This window comes from Clostridium sp. UBA2485 (assembly GCF_002341865.1).
Lineage (GTDB): Bacteria > Bacillota > Clostridia > Clostridiales > Clostridiaceae > Clostridium_J.
Window position 1 is genome coordinate 346 of the sequence record NZ_DDOV01000071.1, and the last position, 21,929, is coordinate 22,274.

General features: G+C 28.8%; 20 protein-coding genes and 1 other annotated feature. Of the genes, 9 read left to right on the forward strand and 11 right to left on the reverse strand.

Features of this window, described 5'->3' with window-relative positions; all coding sequences use genetic code 11:
• Nucleotides 1–919: 919 nt before the first annotated feature.
• From B3603_RS14060 to B3603_RS14080, 5 genes are all read right to left on the reverse strand, one after another.
• Nucleotides 920–2,644, reverse strand: a complete 1,725-nt coding sequence (locus tag B3603_RS14060; RefSeq protein WP_291565994.1) for an ABC transporter ATP-binding protein — start codon at nt 2,642–2,644, stop codon at nt 920–922.
• Between the two features lies 1 nt (nt 2,645).
• The gene (locus tag B3603_RS14065) at nt 2,646–4,391 is read right to left on the reverse strand and encodes an ABC transporter ATP-binding protein (protein ID WP_291565996.1); all 1,746 of its coding nucleotides are present in this window, start codon (nt 4,389–4,391) and stop codon (nt 2,646–2,648) included.
• 269 nt (nt 4,392–4,660) lie between these two features.
• The gene (locus tag B3603_RS14070; RefSeq protein WP_291565997.1) at nt 4,661–5,641 is read right to left on the reverse strand and encodes an AraC family transcriptional regulator; all 981 of its coding nucleotides are present in this window, start codon (nt 5,639–5,641) and stop codon (nt 4,661–4,663) included.
• Between the two features lie 429 nt (nt 5,642–6,070).
• Nucleotides 6,071–7,951 carry a molecular chaperone HtpG gene (gene htpG / locus B3603_RS14075; RefSeq protein ID WP_291566000.1) on the reverse strand — a complete coding sequence of 627 codons (1,881 nt, stop codon included), beginning with the start codon at nt 7,949–7,951 and terminating at the stop codon, nt 6,071–6,073.
• Between the two features lie 845 nt (nt 7,952–8,796).
• The gene (locus B3603_RS14080; RefSeq protein ID WP_291566002.1) at nt 8,797–9,243 is read right to left on the reverse strand and encodes an RrF2 family transcriptional regulator; all 447 of its coding nucleotides are present in this window, start codon (nt 9,241–9,243) and stop codon (nt 8,797–8,799) included.
• Nucleotides 9,244–9,443: 200 nt separating this feature from the next.
• On the opposite strand from B3603_RS14080, the gene B3603_RS14085 reads away from it, so the two are divergent.
• The 4 genes from B3603_RS14085 (at nt 9,444) to B3603_RS14100 (ending at nt 12,350) form a co-directional block, all read left to right on the forward strand.
• Nucleotides 9,444–10,103, forward strand: a complete 660-nt coding sequence (locus tag B3603_RS14085; RefSeq protein ID WP_291566004.1) for an amino acid ABC transporter permease — start codon at nt 9,444–9,446, stop codon at nt 10,101–10,103.
• Nucleotides 10,084–10,761 carry an amino acid ABC transporter permease gene (locus B3603_RS14090; RefSeq protein WP_291566006.1) on the forward strand — a complete coding sequence of 226 codons (678 nt, stop codon included), beginning with the start codon at nt 10,084–10,086 and terminating at the stop codon, nt 10,759–10,761. The genes B3603_RS14085 and B3603_RS14090 overlap by 20 nt, the downstream gene beginning before the upstream one ends.
• 12 nt (nt 10,762–10,773) lie before the next feature.
• Complete coding sequence (locus tag B3603_RS14095; protein WP_291566008.1) at nt 10,774–11,505, forward strand: amino acid ABC transporter ATP-binding protein; 732 nt, start codon at nt 10,774–10,776, stop codon at nt 11,503–11,505.
• A complete protein-coding gene (locus tag B3603_RS14100) occupies nt 11,505–12,350 on the forward strand; it encodes a cysteine ABC transporter substrate-binding protein (protein ID WP_291566010.1) in 846 nt (281 codons plus the stop codon). The genes B3603_RS14095 and B3603_RS14100 overlap by 1 nt, the downstream gene beginning before the upstream one ends.
• A gap of 252 nt (nt 12,351–12,602) precedes the next feature.
• Here the strand turns inward: B3603_RS14100 and B3603_RS14105 are convergent, their stop codons facing one another.
• A complete protein-coding gene (locus B3603_RS14105) occupies nt 12,603–12,938 on the reverse strand; it encodes a hypothetical protein (RefSeq protein ID WP_291566012.1) in 336 nt (111 codons plus the stop codon).
• A gap of 491 nt (nt 12,939–13,429) precedes the next feature.
• Between B3603_RS14105 and B3603_RS14110 the strand changes: the two genes are divergently transcribed.
• The gene (locus tag B3603_RS14110; RefSeq protein WP_291566014.1) at nt 13,430–13,717 is read left to right on the forward strand and encodes a hypothetical protein; all 288 of its coding nucleotides are present in this window, start codon (nt 13,430–13,432) and stop codon (nt 13,715–13,717) included.
• A 134-nt stretch (nt 13,718–13,851) separates the two neighbouring features.
• Here the strand turns inward: B3603_RS14110 and B3603_RS14115 are convergent, their stop codons facing one another.
• Nucleotides 13,852–14,412: a nitroreductase family protein gene (locus tag B3603_RS14115; RefSeq protein ID WP_291566016.1), complete on the reverse strand. Its 561-nt coding sequence runs from the start codon at nt 14,410–14,412 to the stop codon at nt 13,852–13,854.
• Nucleotides 14,413–14,559: 147 nt separating this feature from the next.
• On the opposite strand from B3603_RS14115, the gene B3603_RS14120 reads away from it, so the two are divergent.
• On the forward strand, nt 14,560–14,880 hold the full coding sequence (locus tag B3603_RS14120; protein WP_291566018.1) for a winged helix-turn-helix transcriptional regulator: 321 nt from the start codon (nt 14,560–14,562) through the stop codon (nt 14,878–14,880).
• 299 nt (nt 14,881–15,179) lie between these two features.
• Complete coding sequence (ucpA, locus tag B3603_RS14125) at nt 15,180–15,971, forward strand: SDR family oxidoreductase UcpA (protein ID WP_291566020.1); 792 nt, start codon at nt 15,180–15,182, stop codon at nt 15,969–15,971.
• A 332-nt stretch (nt 15,972–16,303) separates the two neighbouring features.
• Here the strand turns inward: ucpA and B3603_RS14130 are convergent, their stop codons facing one another.
• From B3603_RS14130 to B3603_RS14145, 4 genes are read right to left on the reverse strand one after another with little or no spacing between them, the layout of a single operon-like run.
• Nucleotides 16,304–17,212 carry a PLP-dependent cysteine synthase family protein gene (locus B3603_RS14130; protein WP_291566022.1) on the reverse strand — a complete coding sequence of 303 codons (909 nt, stop codon included), beginning with the start codon at nt 17,210–17,212 and terminating at the stop codon, nt 16,304–16,306.
• Nucleotides 17,196–17,648: an S-ribosylhomocysteine lyase gene (locus B3603_RS14135; protein WP_291566025.1), complete on the reverse strand. Its 453-nt coding sequence runs from the start codon at nt 17,646–17,648 to the stop codon at nt 17,196–17,198. Before B3603_RS14135 ends, B3603_RS14130 begins: the two co-directional genes overlap by 17 nt.
• A 1-nt stretch (nt 17,649) precedes the next feature.
• Nucleotides 17,650–18,792 carry a trans-sulfuration enzyme family protein gene (locus tag B3603_RS14140; RefSeq protein ID WP_291566026.1) on the reverse strand — a complete coding sequence of 381 codons (1,143 nt, stop codon included), beginning with the start codon at nt 18,790–18,792 and terminating at the stop codon, nt 17,650–17,652.
• A gap of 27 nt (nt 18,793–18,819) precedes the next feature.
• Nucleotides 18,820–19,446, reverse strand: coding sequence for a class I SAM-dependent methyltransferase (locus tag B3603_RS14145; RefSeq protein WP_312573312.1), 627 nt, complete (start codon nt 19,444–19,446; stop codon nt 18,820–18,822).
• A 54-nt stretch (nt 19,447–19,500) separates the two neighbouring features.
• Nucleotides 19,501–19,751: a binding site (T-box leader), on the reverse strand.
• A 446-nt stretch (nt 19,752–20,197) separates the two neighbouring features.
• On the opposite strand from B3603_RS14145, the gene B3603_RS14150 reads away from it, so the two are divergent.
• Nucleotides 20,198–21,055 (forward strand): ComEC/Rec2 family competence protein, encoded by an 858-nt coding sequence (locus B3603_RS14150; RefSeq protein WP_291566030.1) that lies wholly within the window; start codon nt 20,198–20,200, stop codon nt 21,053–21,055.
• 237 nt (nt 21,056–21,292) lie between these two features.
• On the forward strand, nt 21,293–21,721 hold the full coding sequence (locus B3603_RS14155; RefSeq protein ID WP_291566032.1) for a hypothetical protein: 429 nt from the start codon (nt 21,293–21,295) through the stop codon (nt 21,719–21,721).
• Nucleotides 21,722–21,929: the final 208 nt, after the last annotated feature.

Sequence of the window (21,929 nt, forward strand, 5' to 3'; positions counted from 1 at the left end):
TACTGACTAGTTATTTTTTGAATATGCCTTATATCAGACAAGGCGTCAGGTTCTGTTCATAGTGGTGCTATGAGCAAGTTCTGACAACGCAGTATGATGAAAAATAGGATAACATACTGGTCTATTATTTTTTTGAAGATGCCTTATTAACATATCTAACACTAACTGATTATATACAATTTAATGGAATAAGTATAATAGATTTATTTTATAGACGGCACACCTTTAATTGAATTATTAAATGATTAAACTTCATTGTAAAACATACTACTTAAAAACTTAGCGTGTATCTTCTTTATATTTTTAAGATTAATATAGAAAATATTTTTGTATATAACTTTAATTTTAAATACAAATATATAAATTTACTACATTATTCGTTCTTTTTATGCATATATTTTATTATAATAAGTTACTAATTGTAAAGATTTTAAATAATATTAAATTTATTTGTATAATAATTGCAATTTTATGTGTGAAACTAATTAGCTATAAAAAACCTTATAATTATCTTCAATCCAAGTAGCTTATAATATAAAAGGACTAAATGTAAGTATATATTTCGTTGATTCCTATAGTTGATAGTAACATGGTACTAATGAAGTTAATAATTGATTTTTCAACTATAATTTAAGAAGAAGTTATAGCTAAGAAAATATCTTAAATGATAAATCACAAAAATATCTTGAATATGAGACATAGTTATAAGATTTTAATGAAAAACAAGCTAAGTGTACACTTAGCTTGACAGTTTCTCTTTTATAAAATATATGCTCATTAAGTATTATGATTCTCCACATTTATTATTCAAAATATAATTTTGTATTAATAGGTAAATATTCACTTATAAAAAAGGCATAAAATATCCCCTATAGAAAATGGCGCTTTTTGCTGCATGCTAATCATCACCTAATATAAATTATATTGCCCAGTTTTTAGCTTTTTCCATTTCATTATACATATTATAATATCTTTTTTTATTTTCCATTAACTGTTTGTGATTCCCTCTTTCCTCTAAAGAACCTTCATTTAAAACTATAATCTGCTCAGCATCCTTTATAGTATTTAATCTATGAGCTATTACTATAACTGTTTTATTCGTTGTAAGTTTCTTTATGGCTTTTCTTATTTCGAATTCATTATCTGCATCTAAAGATGCTGTAGCCTCATCTAATAATATTATAGGTGCATCCTTTAGTATAGCTCTAGCTATTGATATTCTTTGTTTTTCTCCTCCTGATAGAGTAGATCCACCTTCTCCAACTAAGCTATCATATTTATTATCCAGTTTTTCTATAAACTCATGACAATTTGCAATTTTAGCTGCTCTTATTACATCTTCTTTAGTAGCTTTTGGATTCCCTAATTTTATATTATTGTATATTGTATCATTTAAAAGATAGACCTCTTGAAAAACCATGCTTATATGCTTTAATAATAAATCTGGTTTTATATCCTTTATATCTCTTCCGCCAATTCTTATACTTCCATTATTAACATCCCAAAACCTAGCTATAAGGCTTATAACTGTAGTTTTTCCTGAGCCAGAAGGGCCAATTAAAGCTGTCATAGTCCCTTCCTTCGCTTTAAAACTTAAATTGTCTATAGTATTTTCTCCTTTTTCATATTTAAAGTCTACATTTTCAAATTCAATATCATAATTATCAAAATCTAAATTTTCATATTTATAGCTCATTTCAGGTTGATTATATGTATCTATCAACTTTTGTGATGCTAATTTAAAATATCTAAATACTCCATATTGTGCTCCAAACCCTCGTAATACGTTTGTAAGCGCTATATTTATTATAATAAATGTTAAAAATTCTATTTTTCCAATACTTCCTGCTCCAAATTTTGTTGTTGCCATAAGTAGTAATATTGGAAAGCTTAAATCAACTATGATTTGAAAGATTAGTACAAAAGGTACAATTGCAACCTCTGTTCTTATACTTTCTTTCTTAAAGTCACTAAAAGATTTTTCTAATCTCTGAAATTTTTCTCCTACTAAATTATAGGATTTAAATACTTGTATCCCATTAATATATTCGACTAATCTTGATATAACTTCATTCATTACCTTTTTCTTTTGATTTCCTATAGTTGTAACTTTCTTTCCTCCCACATAAATAATCGGCATAGCAATAAATACTACTATTAATTGAATAAGCCCTAATTGTAAATCGATAAAGAAAGTCATTATAAGAAGATATACACTAAGAAATACTGTTTTTATTAGGTCACTAGTACTGTGGGTTATTACATTCTCAAAATCTTGTAAATCATTGGTCATTATATTAGATAAGCTTCCTATACTATTTTTATTAAAAAATCCTAAATTTATATTTCTAATATGATCCCCCAGTGAAATACGCATATTTTCTATAGCACGAGCTCCTTTTGCTTGTATGCCAGTATATCCTTTTACATTAACTAAAGCTCTAGTAATAAAAGCGACCACCATCATTATTGAATATTTTTTAATTTTTAAGAAGTTTAAATCCTCTTTGATTAAATCAAGCAATACAAAATATAACATTGAATAAAAAAACATATGAAATAAAGTATCTATAGTCAATAGAATTATAGGCTTTCTAAGTTTTTTACTCTCTTCACCTAATAATTTCTTTATATCAGTAAGCATATCAAGCTCCCCTTTCTGATTCTATAGCTTCATAGTCATACATATCCCAGAGATGCCTGTATAGTCCATTTTTCTTCATAAGAGAACTATGAGTTCCTTGCTCTAAAATTTTTCCCTCTTCTAAAACTATAATTTTATCTGCATTCTTTATTGTATATAATCTATGAGCTATTATTATAGCTGTTTTATCTTTTAATAATGTTCTAAGAGCTTCTTGTATTTTCCCCTCATTCTCTACATCTGAATATGAAGTTACTTCATCAAGAACTACAATAGGGCTATCTTTTAATATTGCCCTAGCAATAGATATTCTTTGTTTTTCGCCTCCGCTAAGCTTAACTCCATCTTCTCCAAGAGACGTATTATATCCTTTAGGTAATGTCATTATAAAATCATGAATTTGTGCCTTTTTAGCAGCTTCAACAACTTCTTCATCATTTTTATTTAGCCCCATCTTAATATTTTCTAATATAGTATCTTGTAACATAAAGACATTTTGAAATACAAAAGATATTTTATCCATCAGCTCTTCCATCTTAACTTCTCTTATGTCTATACCATCAATTGTAATACTCCCTTTTTGTATATCCCAAAATCTTCCTAATAATTGAGCTAATGTAGTCTTTCCTGAACCGGAAGGTCCGACCAGTGCAACTACATTTTTAGATTCTATAGTTAAGGATAAGTTCTTTATAATCTCTTTTTTATCATATTTAAATGTAACATTATTAAATTCTATCTTTCCCTTAGAATTTTTATCTATAATCTTACTTCCTGACATCTGAGGTGCTTGTTCAATAATACTTCTTACCCTTCCTGCTCCCTCTAAAAGCATTGAAAAAGTTCCTCCAAATTCTAGTAACTGCTTAAAAGAAGCAAGAAAGTTTGCACTTAAAATTAAGAATAATATATAGGTAGAAGCATTTATACTTCCATTTAAAAACATAATTCCACCTATAGGTATCATAAATAAGAGTCCTGAATCTATAAGAACTAAAAATATTCCGTAGAGTGGAGCACTTTTCATGGTTACATCAATCCAATAATCTGCATATTCCTCTGTAACATCTTTATAATTTTTAAAAGACTTTGCAGATAGATTAAATGCTTTCATTACATTTATTCCATTTATATATTGTATTATGGTAGAATTGAGTTTTTGAAGTAAATGATGATACTTCACCATTCTTTTCTTCATACCTTTAAACATAGCCATTTGACTTATAAAAGCTAGGATAATTGGAATAAATAAAACCAATGCTAATCTCCAATTTAAATACATAAGATAAGAGATGACTATAATTGGCGTAACAATTGCTGAAGCTAAATCTGGAATTTGATGTGCTATGAAATTTTCTAGCTTCTCTATATCTTCATTTATAATTTTTTTTACTTCTCCAATAGTATGTTCTGTAAAGAATCCCATGTTTAATTTTGATATATGATTTACAGCTTTCATTCTAAGTTCGTAAAGTATTGTAAATGCTGCTACATGAGAAAATACTCCTGATGCTAAAAATATTATCATTCTAACCACCACAACAATTCCCACAACTATAGCTAAATATCTAATTTTTTCATAATTCATTTCTACTTTAAAAAATTCTAGTATTATATTATACATTAGAATATACGGTGCTATTGCAAGAAGAGAACTTATTACACTAAATATAGCAGATATATATAGCTTATTTTTTTCTTTGCCAGATACCTCAAGAAGAAATGCAAAGTTTGATTTCTTTCTCATTTTTCCTCCTCCTAAAATATAATTTTATTTTAAATATTGTTTTAAACTTGGCTAAATAATCTCATATACATCCCTTCTTTCTATAAAGTTTTAAAACATATCCAACATATTTACAATATAATTATAATTGATAATCATTATCAATATCTGCTCCAAAAAAATAAAAAATGCTCCAAAAACAAAAATCAAACATATGATTTTTGTTAAACTTGAAACATTTCTACTATATTATTTAAGAAAATACGAGAACTACTTATCTAACGTTTTTATTATAATTTTCTATATTTCGATGGAGTTATATTATTATAGCGTTTAAATAGATTTGCAAATTTACTTGGATTTTCATATCCTACTTCGTTTGCAATTTCTATAATAGACATATTGGTATTTTTTAATAAATATTTTGCTTTTTCAATTTTTAATTTTTGTATATATTCATAAACAGTATACCCTGTAACATTTTTAAATCCTTCTTGCAATTTATATAAGCTTATGTTTAAACTATCAGCTAATTCTTTAACAGATGGTGAATTCTGAAGATTTTTATTTATTATCTCTTTAGCCATAGTTACAATCTCCGTTTCTCGATCTTTTGAATTTTCTAAAACTCTTTTATTAGATTTCTCTTCAAGAACAGTAGCTAAAAACTCTATTGTTTTCAATTTAAGATTCATATAGCTCATTATATCTTTAATTGAAATAAATTCTATTTGTTCTGCTATTTTTTTTATATCATAGCTAGCTTTTTCAATTACTAATATATTTTCTTTAAATATATTATTTATATTCTCTTCCCAATCTATTATTACTTTATCTTCCCATATTGGATTTATAGCACTTTTAATGGTGTTAAAATTCATTTGAATAGATATAATCTTGCACTTATTATGTCTAAACTTAAAATAGTCCACATCATTTAATGCCTTATAAATAAACATATTTCCCGCTTCCAGTGTATACTTTTTATTATCAGGCATTGAAAAAATTTTCATGTTACCATTATAACAATATCCCAATTCTAAAATATCTCCATCAAATTCCCTGTTATTAAAAGCCATCTCCATTTTATAATCAATGTCGATTTTTGATATTTCCAATCCATCTTCTATTCTCATCCTTGAAAAATTTCCTACACCAAATTGTTTTCCTATAACATATTTCTTTCCTAATAATTCATCTGAAGTTTTACAACAATATTTTGCTTCAACATGTTTATAATATATGTCTACTATATCTTTTTTAATCTCCAAAATTATCACCTCCTATTCTCATAAAATATATTGCTATAAAGAAATTTAACAATTAATTAACATTCCTTATAAAATTTCTAAAATACTTAAATTAATTATATATTTTTAAGAATATCTTGTTATTTATTAATAAAATTAAGATTTTCTAATAGTGATATTGTAATTCATTTTCATTTATTTAAATTATATTTCTTTTTATTTTCAGAATCAATTCATTTTAATGAATTCCTTATCTAAAACAATATATTATTTAGTTTAATGTGAGCTTAATAATATATATCAAGCTCCTGTTTTTAAATAATTTATTAACAAATACATAGAAAAATTAAGATTGAAACAAATAAAAACCTAAAAATCTATATAGATTTTTAGGTTTTTATTTGTTTATTTTTCGGAATCAATTATAAATAAGCATTACATGCTTTTTGCCTACATCATTATTTTACATATATTATTTGTAAATTCTACAGGATCAGCTATAGTTAATCCTTCTATAAGTAATGCTTGATTATATAATAAATCTGTATATAATTTAAGCTTGTCTTTATCACTCTCATAAGCTTCTTTTAATGACTTAAACACATCATGATTTGTATTTATTTCTAAAATTTTATCTGCTTTTATATTTTCATTGTTAGGCATAGCATTTAAAATTTTCTCCATTTCAATTGAAAGCTCACCATCGTTTGATAGACATACTGGATGATTCTTTAATCTTTTCGATTCTCTAACATCTTTCACTTTATCTGATAAAATATCTTTCATATGTTCAAAGAGTTCTTTATTGTCCTTATCATCTGAACTAGCTGATTTTTCGTTTTCTTCCATTTCTATACCCAAATCACCACTTGATACAGATTTAAATTCTTTATCATTATATTTCATCAGCATTCTTATAGCAAACTCGTCTACATCCTCTGTAAAGTATAATATTTCATATCCTTTATCTAATACAATTTCTGTTTGTGGTAGTTTCTCAATTCTTTCATTTGATTCACCAGCAGCATAGTAAATATATTTCTGATCTTCTGGCATTCTAGAAACATATTCAGCTAAAGTTACCATCTTTTTCTCTTTTGAAGAATAGAACATTAATAGATCTTGCAGGACATCTTTATTGCTTCCAAAATCACTATAAACGCCATATTTTAATTGTGTTCCAAAAGATTTGTAGAATTCTTCATATTTATCTCTCTCATTTTTTAGTATGTTTTCTAACTCATTTTTTATTTTAGTTTTTATATTTTTAGCAATAAGTTTTAATTGCCTATCATGTTGTAATATCTCTCTAGATATGTTAAGAGATAAATCTTCTGAATCTACTATACCTTTAACAAATCCAAAATAATCAGGTAATAAATCGCCACACTTATTCATGATTAGAACACCATTTGAATATAGCTCTAAACCTTTTTCATATTCTTTTGTATAGAAATCATATGGTGTTTTTTCTGGAATAAACAAAATTGCATTATAACTTACAGCACCATCAACACTGGTATGAATATGTTTTATTGGTTTATCAAACCCGTAGTGCTTTTCAGAATAAAAGTTATCATAATCTTCCTTAGTAAGCTCGTTTTTATTCTTTCTCCATATAGGAACCATACTATTTACAATCTGTTCCTCTAGATACTCTTCATATTCATTCTCAGTACCTTCTTTAAGTTTCTCTCTAGTTATGTCCATTTTTATTGGATATCTAATAAAATCAGAATACTTCTTAATTATAGACTGTAGTTTATATTCCTCTAAATACTCATCAAAGTTCTCATCTTCTGTGTTTTCTTTTATCTTAAGTATGATTTCTGTACCAATAGAATCTTTTTCACATGGTTCAATGGTATATCCATCGATACCTTTAGATTCCCACTTGTAAGCTTCATCGCTACCAAAAGCTTTACTTATAACAGTAACAGTATCAGCTACTAAAAATGCAGAATAGAATCCTACTCCAAACTGCCCGATTATGTCATATCCATCTTTTAATTCATTTTCTTTTTTAAATTGTAAAGACCCACTTTTTGCTATAACCCCAAGATTATCATCAAGTTCTTCTTTTGTCATTCCAATACCAGTATCAGAAATTCTTACTGTTCTAGTTGTTTTATCAGAAGCTACCTTAATATAATAATCATCTTTTTCAAAAGTCAAAGACTCGTCCATTAATGCCTTATAATAAATTTTATCAATTGCATCGCTGGCGTTAGAAATAAGTTCTCTTAAAAAAATTTCCCTATGAGTATAAATTGAGTTAATCATAAGATCTAGAAGTCTCTTAGACTCTGCCTTAAATTGTTTTGTTTCCAAATTTAATCTCTCCCTTCACAATAAAAAATATATACAAATAAAAGTCTTTCATCCCGTTTTTAAAGAATGTGACCTTTCAGCTAACTATTATAAAATTTTGAAAACAAGTTATATTATCATTTAAATTACTTTTTAAAAATTAATTTAACTATTATTAAGCACTCTACTGTTTTCATATAGCATGATTATTAGCACTCTTTTCCCTTGAGTGCTAACAGCTATTATTTTTATAACATATTTTACATGTTATGTCAATATTACTTATAAAACTAATAAATACTTTTCATATAACTAACATCAAATTAATTTATCTAGCCTATCACTACTTATTTAAGTTTTAAAAATCTATATTACATATTCATTTATTTTAAACTAATAGCTATCACTATGCCCCATGCCAGCAATACTAAAAAAAGCGTCACTAATTTGTGACGCTTTTTAAATTTATTTTTGTTAATGATACTTATATTTAATAACTAAAAAGTTTTGCTTTATTATTTTATATCAGTTCCTTTTATAGGCAATTTACCATACTTTGTGTCTACAATAGCATTTAATATATCTCCTTCAACAGAACCTTTTGCTATATATGGTATTTTTTAATAAGTTTTTTGATTTTTCCTGAGAATTCAAATTCATTTCCATTTAATTTTCCATTGGAAAAATCATTTTTTCACCCATAATGTTTAATGAACCACTTAATACGTCACCATCAACTACAAAAGTAGTTGTATCTTTTTCTACTCCATTGGAGTTTGTATTGTGATGTTATAATTTTCATTCATAAAATAATATAAACATATCTTCTTTAGTTGTTATTTGGTAACAAGTGTTAACTATGATGACTAAATGAAAAACATAAAGTCATTATCTTCTCTTTGTTTTTCATATTCATTTGCTAATTCATATAATGTAATTTTTTTTAAACTTGTTTCAATTGCACTATCAAGTGGTTCAAAGACGAATGACTGCATAGCAGATTCTAGTGCTGATACTTTATTCTCAACAGTTTCTTCTGTTTTTTCAAATAAAGAAGTTTCGATCGCTGACAAAACCTCAAATACGCTTATATATCTGGGCATTCGTGTCAATCTATATCCTCCTTGTGCACCCTTGATAGATGTAACTATTTCTGCTCTTTTTAATAATGAAAATGTCTGCTCTAAATAAATTTTTGATAAACCAAGTGCTTCCGATATTTTCACAATTGTAATGTACTCTCCATTTTGATGAAGTTGTGCCATATAAATCACTGCTGCCAAACCATAACGTCCTTTTGCTGATATTCTCACTATATTCACCCATTTCATAGTTGTTTAATATTATTTATATGTTACCTATAAATAATATTAAAGTCAATATCATACTAATCATATATGTATTATAAAAATGAATTTTGAAAACCTATTGACTTTTCATCTTTACAGAGCTACAATCTTATTCATACTAAACATATATGTATTATACATTTTAACCTTAGGAGGTGAGTTATATGGATATTGATTTTATTTTAAAAAACATTCCCCTTTACATAAAAGCTACACAACTAACCCTTACTCTAGCTTTTTGGGGTGTTGCGTTATCAGTACTTATCGGATTTATCTGTAGTTTAATCATTTATTATAAAGTAAAAGTTTTAAGGCATATTGTTAGCGGTTATATTGAACTTTCACGAAATACCCCTCTTTTAATCCAACTGTTCTTCCTTTATTATGGATTGCCTAAGATGGGTATAAAACTTGAAGCCTATACCTGTGCTGTCATTAGCCTTGCCTTTCTAGGGGGAAGCTATATGGCTGAGGCATTTCGCAGTGGATTTGAAGCAGTAAACAAAATTCAAATTGAATCTGGTCTTAGCATTGGACTTACTAAAGCACAACTGATTAGATATGTAATATTACCACAAGCTTTTACAGTTGCAATACCTGCCCTAGGTGCTAATGCAATCTTTATATTAAAAGAAACATCAATTGTCAGTGCTATTGCCCTTGGGGATTTAATGTTTGTAACTAAAGATCTAATTGGAATGTATTATAAAACAACGGAAGCCCTAGTTATGCTTGTAGGAGCTTATTTGATTATTTTATTGCCATTATCACTCCTACTTACCCTAATTGAAAGGAGAGTACGTTATGCAGAGCTTGGGAATTAATGTTTTCTTTCAGGGAACTAATTTATCTAGACTTTTTGGAGGACTATGGGTAACTGCACGAATTGCACTTATTTCTATTTCTATTTCCTTAATACTTGGTGTTATTTTGGGTATTCTTATGACATCTAATAATAAACTCATAAGATTTATACTAAGAATTTATCTAGAAGCAGTAAGAATTATTCCTACACTAGTATGGTTGTTTCTTTTTTACTTTGGACTTACTAAGGCATTGAACATCCATTTAGATGGTGAGCTTGTTTCTATACTTGTGTTCACCCTATGGGGAAGTGCTGAGATGGGTGATATTGTACGTGGGGCCATTACCTCACTTCCAAAACATCAAAAAGAAAGTGGTAAAGCAATTGGGCTTACTGATGCTCAAATTTACTTTTATATTATTATTCCACAAGCATTACGTCGTCTAATTCCTGCAGCTATCAATCTTGCTACCCGTATGATAAAGACAACATCTTTAGTGGTGCTTATTGGAGTTGTTGAAGTCCTAAAAGTAGGTCAGCAAATAATAGAAGCATCAATTATTAAAAATCCATCAGCATCATTTTGGGTTTATGGATTTATATTTTTTCTATATTTTATAATTTGCTATCCTATATCTCTTTTCTCAAAAACATTAGAAAAAAAGTGGCAGAACTAAGGAGGTGTTGTTATGACATCGCAAAATAGATTATTGGAAATCCAGAATTTAAATAAACAATATGATGGTACAAAGGCATTATCTGACATTTCTTTTAATGTCCATAAAGGAGAAGTTGTTGTTATTTTAGGCCCATCTGGTTGTGGTAAGAGTACTCTATTAAGATGCATTAATGGACTAGAAGAAATTCAATCAGGTCAAATTAAATTAGATGGTCAAGTAATTAATAAAGATAGTACAAAATGGCATTCAATTAGGGAGAGAATTGGAATGGTCTTTCAAAATTACGACCTATTCCCTCATATGACTATAATGGAGAATATTTTGCTTGGCCCCTTAAAGGTGCAAAAAAGGGACAAGTCTGAGGTAACTAATCAAGCATTAAAATTATTAGAGAGATTTGGATTGCTAGATAAAAAAGATACATACCCAAGGCAGCTNNTTGTAAGATCTCTTTGTATGAATCCAGAAATCATGCTATTTGATGAAGTAACTGCATCATTAGATCCAGAAATGGTCCGCGAGATACTTGATGTCATGCTAGAACTTGCTGAAGAAGGCATGACAATGATTATCGTTACCCATGAAATGGAGTTTGCAAAAGCTGTAGCTAATCGGATTATATTTATCGATAAAGGAAAAATTACAGAAGAATCCACTGCAGAAGAATTCTTTAATAATCCTAAAACAGAACGTGCAAAAGGATTCTTGAATATATTTAATTTTGAAAGAGGTGCTTTATAATGAAAAAATCTAATAAAATATTATACATATTATCTACTCTTATTCTTGTAATGGGTATATTGGCTGGTTGCTCAAACTCTAATACTGCAACTGGAATTGAGCAAATTAAGAAAAATGATAAAGTCAGAATTGGTGTATTTAGTGACAAACCACCCTTTGGTTATGTAGATTCTAATGGAAAAAATCAAGGTTTTGATGTGTACATTGCAAAACAATTTGCAAAAGATTTACTTGGTGATGAAAATAAAGTTGAATTTGTATTAGTTGAAGCTGCAAGCAGAGTTGAATATCTTGAATCTAACAAAGTTGATATTCTTCTTGCTAACTTTACTGTAACTGATGAAAGAAAAGAAAAAGTTGATTTTGCTAATCCTTACATGAAAGTATCACTAGGTGTTGTTTCTCCTGATGGAGCACCTATAACTAATGTAGATCAATTAAAGGGTAAAAAACTTATTGTAAATAAAGGTACAACTGCTGAAGCATATTTCACAAAAAATTATCCAGATATTGAATTATTAAAATACGAACAAAATACAGAAGCATTCCAAGCTTTAAAAGATGGTCGTGGCGCTGCACTTGCTCATGACAACACACTACTATTTTCTTGGGCAAAAGAAAATAAAGGCTATACAACAAGCATTACTAGCCTTGGAAATCAAGATACAATTGCACCTGCTGTAAAAAAAGGAAATACAGAACTTCTTAATTGGATTAACGATGAATTAACAGAACTTGGTAAAGAAAACTTTATTCAAAAAGCTTATGACGAAACTTTACTTCCTTCCTATGGAAAAGACGTTGATCCTAAAGAAGTTATTATTGAAGGCGGTAAGCTTCAATAATTTACTTAGTAAAAAATAAGATGCTCCACACTTCTAAGGAGCATCTTATGCAATTGAGAATTGAGAATGGATAATTTACAATTATGGTTGAAATTAATTCTTTATAAATTAATTTCTTTAAATAGATTTTTCAATAAAAGTGACTCTGTCACTTTTAAAATAAATGAATTTAAAACTTCTCTTGTAAAAGAGAAGTATCCATAATTCTCCATTGTCAATAGTCAATTTTCAATTGTATAAAGTTTATCTATATTATGCCTCCCACAAACTCCCTTTGCGAATATTCCATATATCATTTTCATATAAGATTATACTATTATCGTATCCAGCCGCCCCTTTTGGACCGTGCCATCTAGTAATAGAATATTTAAACCCCTTATCACCTGATTCATTGCTCACTTTATCAATTTTAATTAAAACTCCATCTTTAAATCCTTTTTCGTTTATATATCCCTCTTCTTTTAATTGTTTTTTGTTTTTTAGCTTTATTTCACTTGAATAATCTTTTGAAAGCTGTTCCAATAATATCTTCTTATCTTCTTCACTAAGGTTTGTAGCTTGCTCTAAATCTAAGGCAATTACTTTCAAGACATCATCTTTCGCTGGATAAATATCATGAATAATTGTAATATATCCTTCTACAATATCTCCTTCTATAACATCATTCTCTCACTGTTTTGAGGTACATGAAACTAAAAATAATATGGAAAATATACAAAGTAGCAGTAAAAAAGAAGTCCCTCTTCTTTGACATTTTTTATTTTTACTCATAGCATTTCTTAACCATTCTTTCATCATCTACACCTCTTTCATATCTTCTGTAAGGGACAGTTCATAATTATGTTTTATAAAATTATATTGTTTAATGAAAATGAACCGTCCCTTAAATTTACTACTTCAACGAAGTAACTAGTAGCAGTTCACGTAGCTTTAAATGAAATAAATAGATAAATTATTTGTCGAATTTTTTTCAAGATTTATTCATTAAAATTGTACCATCCTCCTTACAAACGAATACTATGATATTAGAAAGGGGTTGGTAAAAAATGGTACCAGAAAACAATAATTATTACAGAGACATGCAAAGTTTACGCGATAGATGTAACATGTATTTAGGCTTTCACGTTATTATAACAATGACAGATGGAAGTATGTTTGACGGAATTATTGACGATGTAGATATGGATGGCGTTACTATGTTGGTTGGCGAAGATATGATGGAAGACGGTCCAGATCCAGATCCAGATCAATATCGACAATTCAGACCTCGCCGTCGTAGAAGAATGTTCAGACGATTTAGACGTAGAAGATTTCCATTTGCTTCTATAGTTGCATTATCTTTATTACCATTTCCATTCATTTTTTAATTAGTGAGGAATACTTAAACAAATGGAAATATCAGAAAACTTAAAAACTGTTCCTTAAAATTTAAGATACATTCTAAAAAATAAGATTGATTTACATATTCGTAAGTCAATCTTATCTTAAAAGCTTCTACATTCTATTTTATATAGGTAATAGTATTTTCCCTTCTTGCAGGTGCATTAGCTAAAGCATTTCTCTTATATCCAAATGATACTGCATGTATCTGTCTAAATCCTTCTGGTATTTTAAGTTCATTAATAAAATCTTTTCCTTCATCACTATTTAATAAGTATTCAATGAATCCAATCCAACATGAACCAATTCCTAAAGACTCTCCTGCTATTAACATATTCTCTACTGCTGCTGCAGAGTCAATTGAAGCATATTTATTACCTATTTCTCCAGAAACTAATATTACTGTTGGCGAGTTATAAAACACATGAAACTTCTCATTACTTCCAAATTTTCTCATATAATCGTTATCAGATTTTTTAGCAAATTCTTTAAAGCTATAATTTAATCTATCTATTAGATCTTTATTCTGAACTACTGTAAAATGCCAAGGTTGCTTATTTGTAGCACTAGGTGCATAAATCCCAGCTTCTAATATAGCATTTAGTTCTGATTCTTTTATTTGCTCTGGTAAAAAAACTCTAGTACTTCTTCTATTTCTTATAGTTTTTAAAATTTCGTTCATAATTAAGCCTCCCTACTTAATATACTTTTATTTAATTCCACTTTTTAACATATATTATACTATATATTTATTATAATTGATATGACATAAGCTTTAAAGTATGCACTTTTAAGTAAGATACTATACAAAAGAAGAGAAATAGAATCTATGCCTATTCAAGATAAAAATAATCATATATGCCCAATAGAATATACCTTAAGTACCATTGGAGGTAAGTGGAAAATACTTATACTATATCACATAAGTATAGGTAAGATTATGAGATATGGAGAGTTTAAAAAAAGACTTAATAGAATTACTCATAAAATGTTAAGCCAGCAACTAAAAGAATTAGAAAAGGATGGTTTAATTAATCGTAAAGAATATCATGAAATTCCTCCTAAAGTTGAATATTTCTTAACAAAGAAGGGTAAAACCTTATTCCTTGTTTTAGAAGTTATGAATAAATGGGGAGAGGAAAACTTATAGATAATTATAAAGTTCTTTAAGTTGATATTATAATTTCTTAATTGCTATAACCTTTAATACTCTCCTAATAGATCTTTAATAATCCAATATCTCAACAGTTAGCATATACATATGTTTAAGGGACAGTTCATAATTATATTTATATATTTATAACATTATATTATTTAATGAGAATAAAAATGAACCTTCCCAAATAAAGTTAAATTTGACGTAAAGTAATATTTTTAATAAAATGTAAAATATATGTATAAACTACTTATATTTTAAGCAAAATATTTTATTATTGGTGGGGGAGAATTATGAGAAAATTAGAAGGTAAAGTTGCACTTATAACTGGTGCTTCTAAAGGAATTGGTGAAGGAATTGCAAAGGTATATGCAAAACATGGTGCAAAAGTTGTTTTAATTGCAAGGTCTTCTTCAGTAGAAACCTTAGCAGAAACATTAAATAAAGAAGGATTTGAAGCGTTAGCCATAAAAGCTGACGTATCAGATATGGACAGCATTAATAAGGCAGTAAAAGAATCTACTGATAAGTTTGGAAAAATAGATATACTTGTAAATAATGCTGGTGTATGTAAACTTGGTAAATTTTTAGATATGTCAGATGAAGATAGGGATTTTCATATAGATGTAAATATTAAAGGAGTGTGGAATGTTACAAAGGTTGTTCTACCATTAATGATAAAGGAAAAATACGGCAAGATAGTCATAATGTCCTCTGTTACAGGAGACATAGTAGCTGATCCTTTAGAAACTGCTTATGCTACTACCAAAGCAGCCTTAATTGGATTCACTAAATCTTTAGCAAGAGAAGTGGCAGAGCATAATATAACTGTTAATGCTATTTGTCCAGGATATGTTAGCACTCCAATGGCTCAAAGTATCGCAGTTCAATCTAATTCTGAAAATCCTGATGCTGTTATTAATGGAATTGCAGATGCTGTTCCATTAAAAAGATTAGCAGAGCCTGAAGAAGTAGGAGAACTTGCTGCCTTTTTAGGATCTGATGAATCTTCTTACATTACAGGGACACAGATAGTTATAGATGGTGGAAGCACTCTTCCTGAGACAGTTAGTGTTGGAGTATAAAAATTTTAATTTTATTATAGAAAGTTTTGGAAGAAAAATTTAAGATTTAATAGTTTAAAACTAGATTCCTATATTTTTATATAATATTAAATATCAAACACTAAAATATGTGCTTGACCTTTATAAGCATGTTATTAAAATTAGCATTTAAATAGTACTTAATTTTAATGTATTGTAGCTTTTTACGTCAAGCACATATTTTTATAGCATTTGCAATTTGTATTTTATATAAAAGTTAGTTTTAAAAATATCTACAAAATGGATCATTTAACTTTAAAATCTCTGTACCAGTTTCAAATTATGAATTATAGCTTTACCATCATCCATATTAACTAATAAATATTTTTACTGAAATACCGATCTCCTCTATCAGGGAGAACAGTAATTATATTACCTCTATCAATTTGATTAGCCAGTTTTAAGGAAGCAGCAACAGCAGCCCCAGAGGAACCTCCAACAATAAGCCCTTCTTTTAGAGCTAAAACCTTAACCATTTCATAAGCTTCCTCATCAGTAACTTTTATAACCTGATCCACTAAGCTCATATCCATAGTGTTAGGTATGAAGTTATTACCAATACCTTCAATATCGTAGCAACCTTCCCTTCCACCACCCATAGTAGATCCCTGAGGGTCAGCTAAAATTCCTTTAATATTTAAATTTTTTTTCTTAAGAAATTTAGTAACTCCTGAAAAAGTTCCTCCACTACCAGCTCCACAGACAAAATAATCTATTTTCCCATCCATAGCCTCATATATTTCTGGACCAGTGGTTTCATAATGAGCAAATGGATTCGATTTATTTTCAAATTGCCTTAAACTTATTGAATTTTCTATAGTCTTCAGCAATTCCTCGGCTTTTCCAACGGCACCTAGCATACCAGCTTTTCTAGATGTATTTATTATGGTAGCTCCTAGTGCTCTCATCAATGCCTGTTTTTCAACTGAAAATTTTTCTGGAACTACAAAGATTATATTATAACCACTATTTATTGCAGCGAGAGCCACACCAATTCCAGTGTTACCAGCAGTAGCTTCAACTATTGTATACCCTGGTCTTAGCCTTCCTTCTTTTTCAGCCTGCTTAATCATGTACACTCCTATTCTATCCTTAACACTTCCACCTGGATTATAATTTTCAAGCTTTGCAAAAATGCTAACTCTAGGCTTAATGCCTAAATTGTTAAGTTTTATAATAGGGGTATTACCTATAAGCTCCTTAACACTATCTAAATATTTCACCGCTAATACCCTTCTTTAAAACATGTTTTGCATACTCTTTTGCTGAAAATAGAGAGTGATCTCTATAATTTCCACATTGTACTGCATTAGTTGCAGGAACTTCTTCTGTTTCTATAACTTTATTTAATGCATAATTTAATGCTTCAATAACAGTATTAACTTCAACTTCTCCCCAAGCTATCATATAAAATCCTGTCCTGCAGCCCATTGGAGAAATGTCAATGATATTATCCATCTTTTCTCTCATATATCCTGCTAGTAGATGCTCTAGGGTATGCACTGCTGCTGTTGGCAGTTCTTCCTCATTAGGTTGTAAAAATCTTAAATCAAACTTAGAGATTGTATCTCCCTTTTGTCCTTGTTGAGTTCCACATTTTCTTACGAAAGGTGCCTTAACTTTTGTGTGATCTAATAAAAAGCTTTCTACTTTAACCATTTTATCTACTCTCCTTTAATGCATTTTCTAAATCTTTTATTAAATCTTCAGGATTTTCTATTCCTATAGATAATCTTATTAAATTATCTACAATACCAATCTTTTGTCTTAGTTCATAAGGTATGGAACCATGAGTCATAGAAGCAGGGTGGCAAACTAAAGACTCAACCCCTCCTAAACTTTCTCCAAAGGTTATCATTTCAAGGCTTTCAAGGAATTTTTTATAATCATAACCTTCTTTCAGAACAAAGGATAACATTCCGCCATAACCCTTAGCCTGTCTTGATTGAATTTCATAACCTGGATTATCCTCAAAACCAGGATAATATATCTTTTCTATTTCTTCTCTATCTCTTAGAAATTCAGCAACAAGTTTTGCATTTAAGTTATGTCTATCCATTCTTACTGCCAAGGTTTTAATTCCTCTTATTAAAAGGAAAGAATCAAAAGGAGCTAGAATTCCACCAGTAGAATTCTGAACGAAATGAAGCCTTTCTGCTAGTTCCTTGCTATTTACAACAACAACACCTGAAACTATGTCGCTGTGACCTCCAAGATATTTAGTTGCACTGTGAATAACTATATCTGTTCCAAGAGTTATTGGCTTTTGTAGATACGGAGTCATGAAAGTGTTATCAACGATTGTATATATACCCTTTTCCTTAGCTATCTTTGAAACTGCTTCGATATCTGTTACATCCATAAGAGGATTTGTAGGACTTTCTATATATATGGCCTTTACCTTTTCATCAATGCTGTTTCTTACCTCATCTAAATCTGAAGTATTAACTATAGAGTATTCAATACCAAAGTTGTTAAATACCTTATCTAAAACTCTGAAGGTTCCACCATATACATTATTCGAAATTGCTATCTTATCTCCTGATTTAAATAGTGAAAGTACTGCAGTTGTAGCAGCCATTCCTGAAGCAAAGGCAAAACCTGCATATCCTTCTTCAAGGTCTGCAACAAGCTTTTCTAATGCTTCTCTTGTTGGATTGCCTGTTCTAGAATATTCATATCCTTTATTTACACCAAATTGAGGTTGTTTATAAGTTGAAGTCTGATAAATAGGCACATTTACCGCTCCTGTATGCTTATCTCCATCTATTCCACCGTGAATTAATAATGATTCAAATTTCATTTTTTATTCCTCCTAAATTAAATATAATTATAATTTTACTGCGCTAGCTAAGAAAATTCCTGTTTCAGTGTATTCACCTTTACTTGAATATCCTTTGCAGCTTAAATCTGTATTTTCTATTTTTATATTCTTAAAGCCAGCATCTTCTAGCCATTTTGTCATTTGCTCATTTGAAAAGCCAAGCCATTCATCGAACATTTCTTCTCTTGCCCATTCTCCTTTATGCTCCATGACATCTGAAATAACAACTACTCCATCTTTTTTTAGAACTCTATACATCTCTTCAATTGCCTTTTTAGCATCTTTTATATGATGAAGTGCCATATTTATAAACACTGTGTTTAGTGACTCATCAAATAGTGCTAAGTTATCAAGTGAAGATTTTATAGGGTAGACATTTTTATAACCTTTTTTTGAAATAGTAGTTGATAATTCCTTAAGCATGTTTCTAGAACTATCAACAGAAAATATTATGCCTGCTTCATTAGCCAATGCCAGAGAAACAAAACCTGTACCGCAGCCTAAGTCAGCCACAACTTTGTCTTTTACATTTGTTATTGATAAAATTTTATACTTTAATCTTTCTTCAAAGTATTCGCTTCGTATAACGTTCCAACTTTCAGCTATGGAATCAAAGTATTGTAAAGAATTCATAATAATCCTCCTATATATTATTTTAAAAAATAAAAAAACCCCTGCCTCTAAAAATTTAGAGGCAGAAGTTATCTTCCGCGGTTCCACTCTAATTATCATGTGTATAACAAAAATATACAATGACATCTCATTTTTGGTACAATCATACCTCAACGCTGTAACGGGCGTACACGCTGTCGTCTACTATATTTCGAGACAGTGCTCAAAGATGCATTCACACAAGTTACACTTAAAATCCCTTTCAGCTATGAGGACTTCTCTCTGTTAGTTTACCTTATGCTACTATTTCTTATCATAGCATTTATTAAATCATAGTATTTTACTCTGAATAATAATTTAGNNAAAATATACTCTGGAAAATAATTTTTCTAAAAAATAGCTTAAATCCTTAGAAATTAAGGATTAACAATTAATAATGAAGAATTCAGGAAAAAATTCACTAGAGGTGAATTTCTTAAAATAGAATTTATTTTTAGAAAACTCCAAAGGCTTTAGCAGTGGAGTTTTAACCATAATTCTTCATTTTTCATTCTTAATTTTTCATTCATAGAAAAGAATTTTTGTTATGGAAATTAAAATCATGTATAAATTAATTTTTTATTGTGAAACCCTATATTAAGTGCTATTGTGAAAAACATAAAAACTCAAAACAAAAAGTATAAAAATAAACTCATTATAATTAACTTATGCTAAAATATAACCACTATAGAAACATTAAATAATGATAAAACAACAGAAAGGGATGAATATATTGAAAAAGCATCGTTTTATTTTAGTTTATCTACTGCTAATTTTTTCTCTTTTATTTACCAGTTGTCGTTCTACCCCTCAACATCCAGCTTCCGAAAGAGGCCTGTCAGCCACATTTTATCCAGTAGGCAAAGGTGACTGTATTCTCTTGCAATGTGAAGGCGAGGCTATGTTAATTGATGCAGGCTATTCTAAAAATACTGATGATATACTTTCTTATCTTTCCGAGCAAAATATAAGAAGCCTTTCTGCCATTATCGCAACTCATCCTGATAAAGATCATATCGGTGGGATATCAGGGATTATTTCCAGTGGAATGGATATAGGCACTCTATATAAAACGGACGTAGTAAAAAATAATTCCGATGACTATTCTGCAATGCTTTCAGCTATAGAAAATTACAATATTCATGTGGAAAATCCTAAACCTGGAAGCCATTTTTTACTGGGCAGTGCCACAGTTACCTTTCTTGCACCTTTATCAAATGATTATAATGATGTAAACAATACGTCAATTGTAGTAAAGGTAGACTATGCCGGAAAATCAATGCTGTTTACCGGTGATATTTTAAATGATGCAGAGAATGATTTATTAGATACAACAACAGATTTATCCTCCAACATACTAAAAATAGCATATCATGGCCGTTCCGGTTCTTCATCTAAAAAGTTTCTTGAAATGGTACATCCTAAGTATGCTGTTATTACCTGTGATGAAAATAATGACAATGCTCCTTCAACAAAAGTTCTAGATAGGCTAAAAAAATTAAATGCAACTGTCTTACGAACCGATAAGGATGGCATCATTATTATTACTGTTAATCCTAACGGTGAAATTGATCTAGCAAATGATGTATAAAAGATAATATAGATATACCGGTGCTAATATTAACATATAAGTAAAAATAGCTGCTATTTTTTAGTAGCTATTTTAAATTTTAAATTCGCAATTCACAATTGTTGATAGTTGTTTAATTGTATCCATTATACTGTAATTAATGCTATAATTAGTATATTAGTAGACTATAATTTAGATATAATTATAATAAAGAATGATGTAAAAATTATTTATATTAGTTTTACGGAGGAATTTCTCATGGAGAAAGAATATAGAGCCAAATCATATAAACTTTTAATAATGTGGACAATTGGCGCTTTAGTATTGATGATATCAACAAGTATTGTAGTGACAAAATATTTTTCAGAATTTTCAACATTAGTTATATCGAAAATACTCCTGCTACTAACCCTCATTGTTCTTCTTATCTTATTTTATATCATATATAAAACAGAGAATATTTACTGGATTAATGGAACAAGCTATGAGGCTGCAAAATCTGCAACAAGTGAAAGGCGTAAAAAATTTGCTATAATCCACTTAAGAATTTTTTTCAAGGCAACAGCTATTTATAGTGTTTATTGCATAATAGGTATTCTAATTAATACTTCTGTAATTATAGATACTATCATTTTTTTGATTCTCACTATTACAGCAGCTGTAAGGACAATACCTATCAGATTATGAGTATGATTATAATGTACAATTGAATACAAATTTAAATTAATAAATAAAAATATATTTTGTGTAAGGGGGAACAATGTTCTCCCCTAAAGTATAAATGATAATAATCATATGAGAAATATTAAAATAGTACTAGCATTAATATTATTTACAAAATAAAAGGCATAAAATTAAGATATAAATCTAAATTTCACGCCTTTTTTTTATTTTC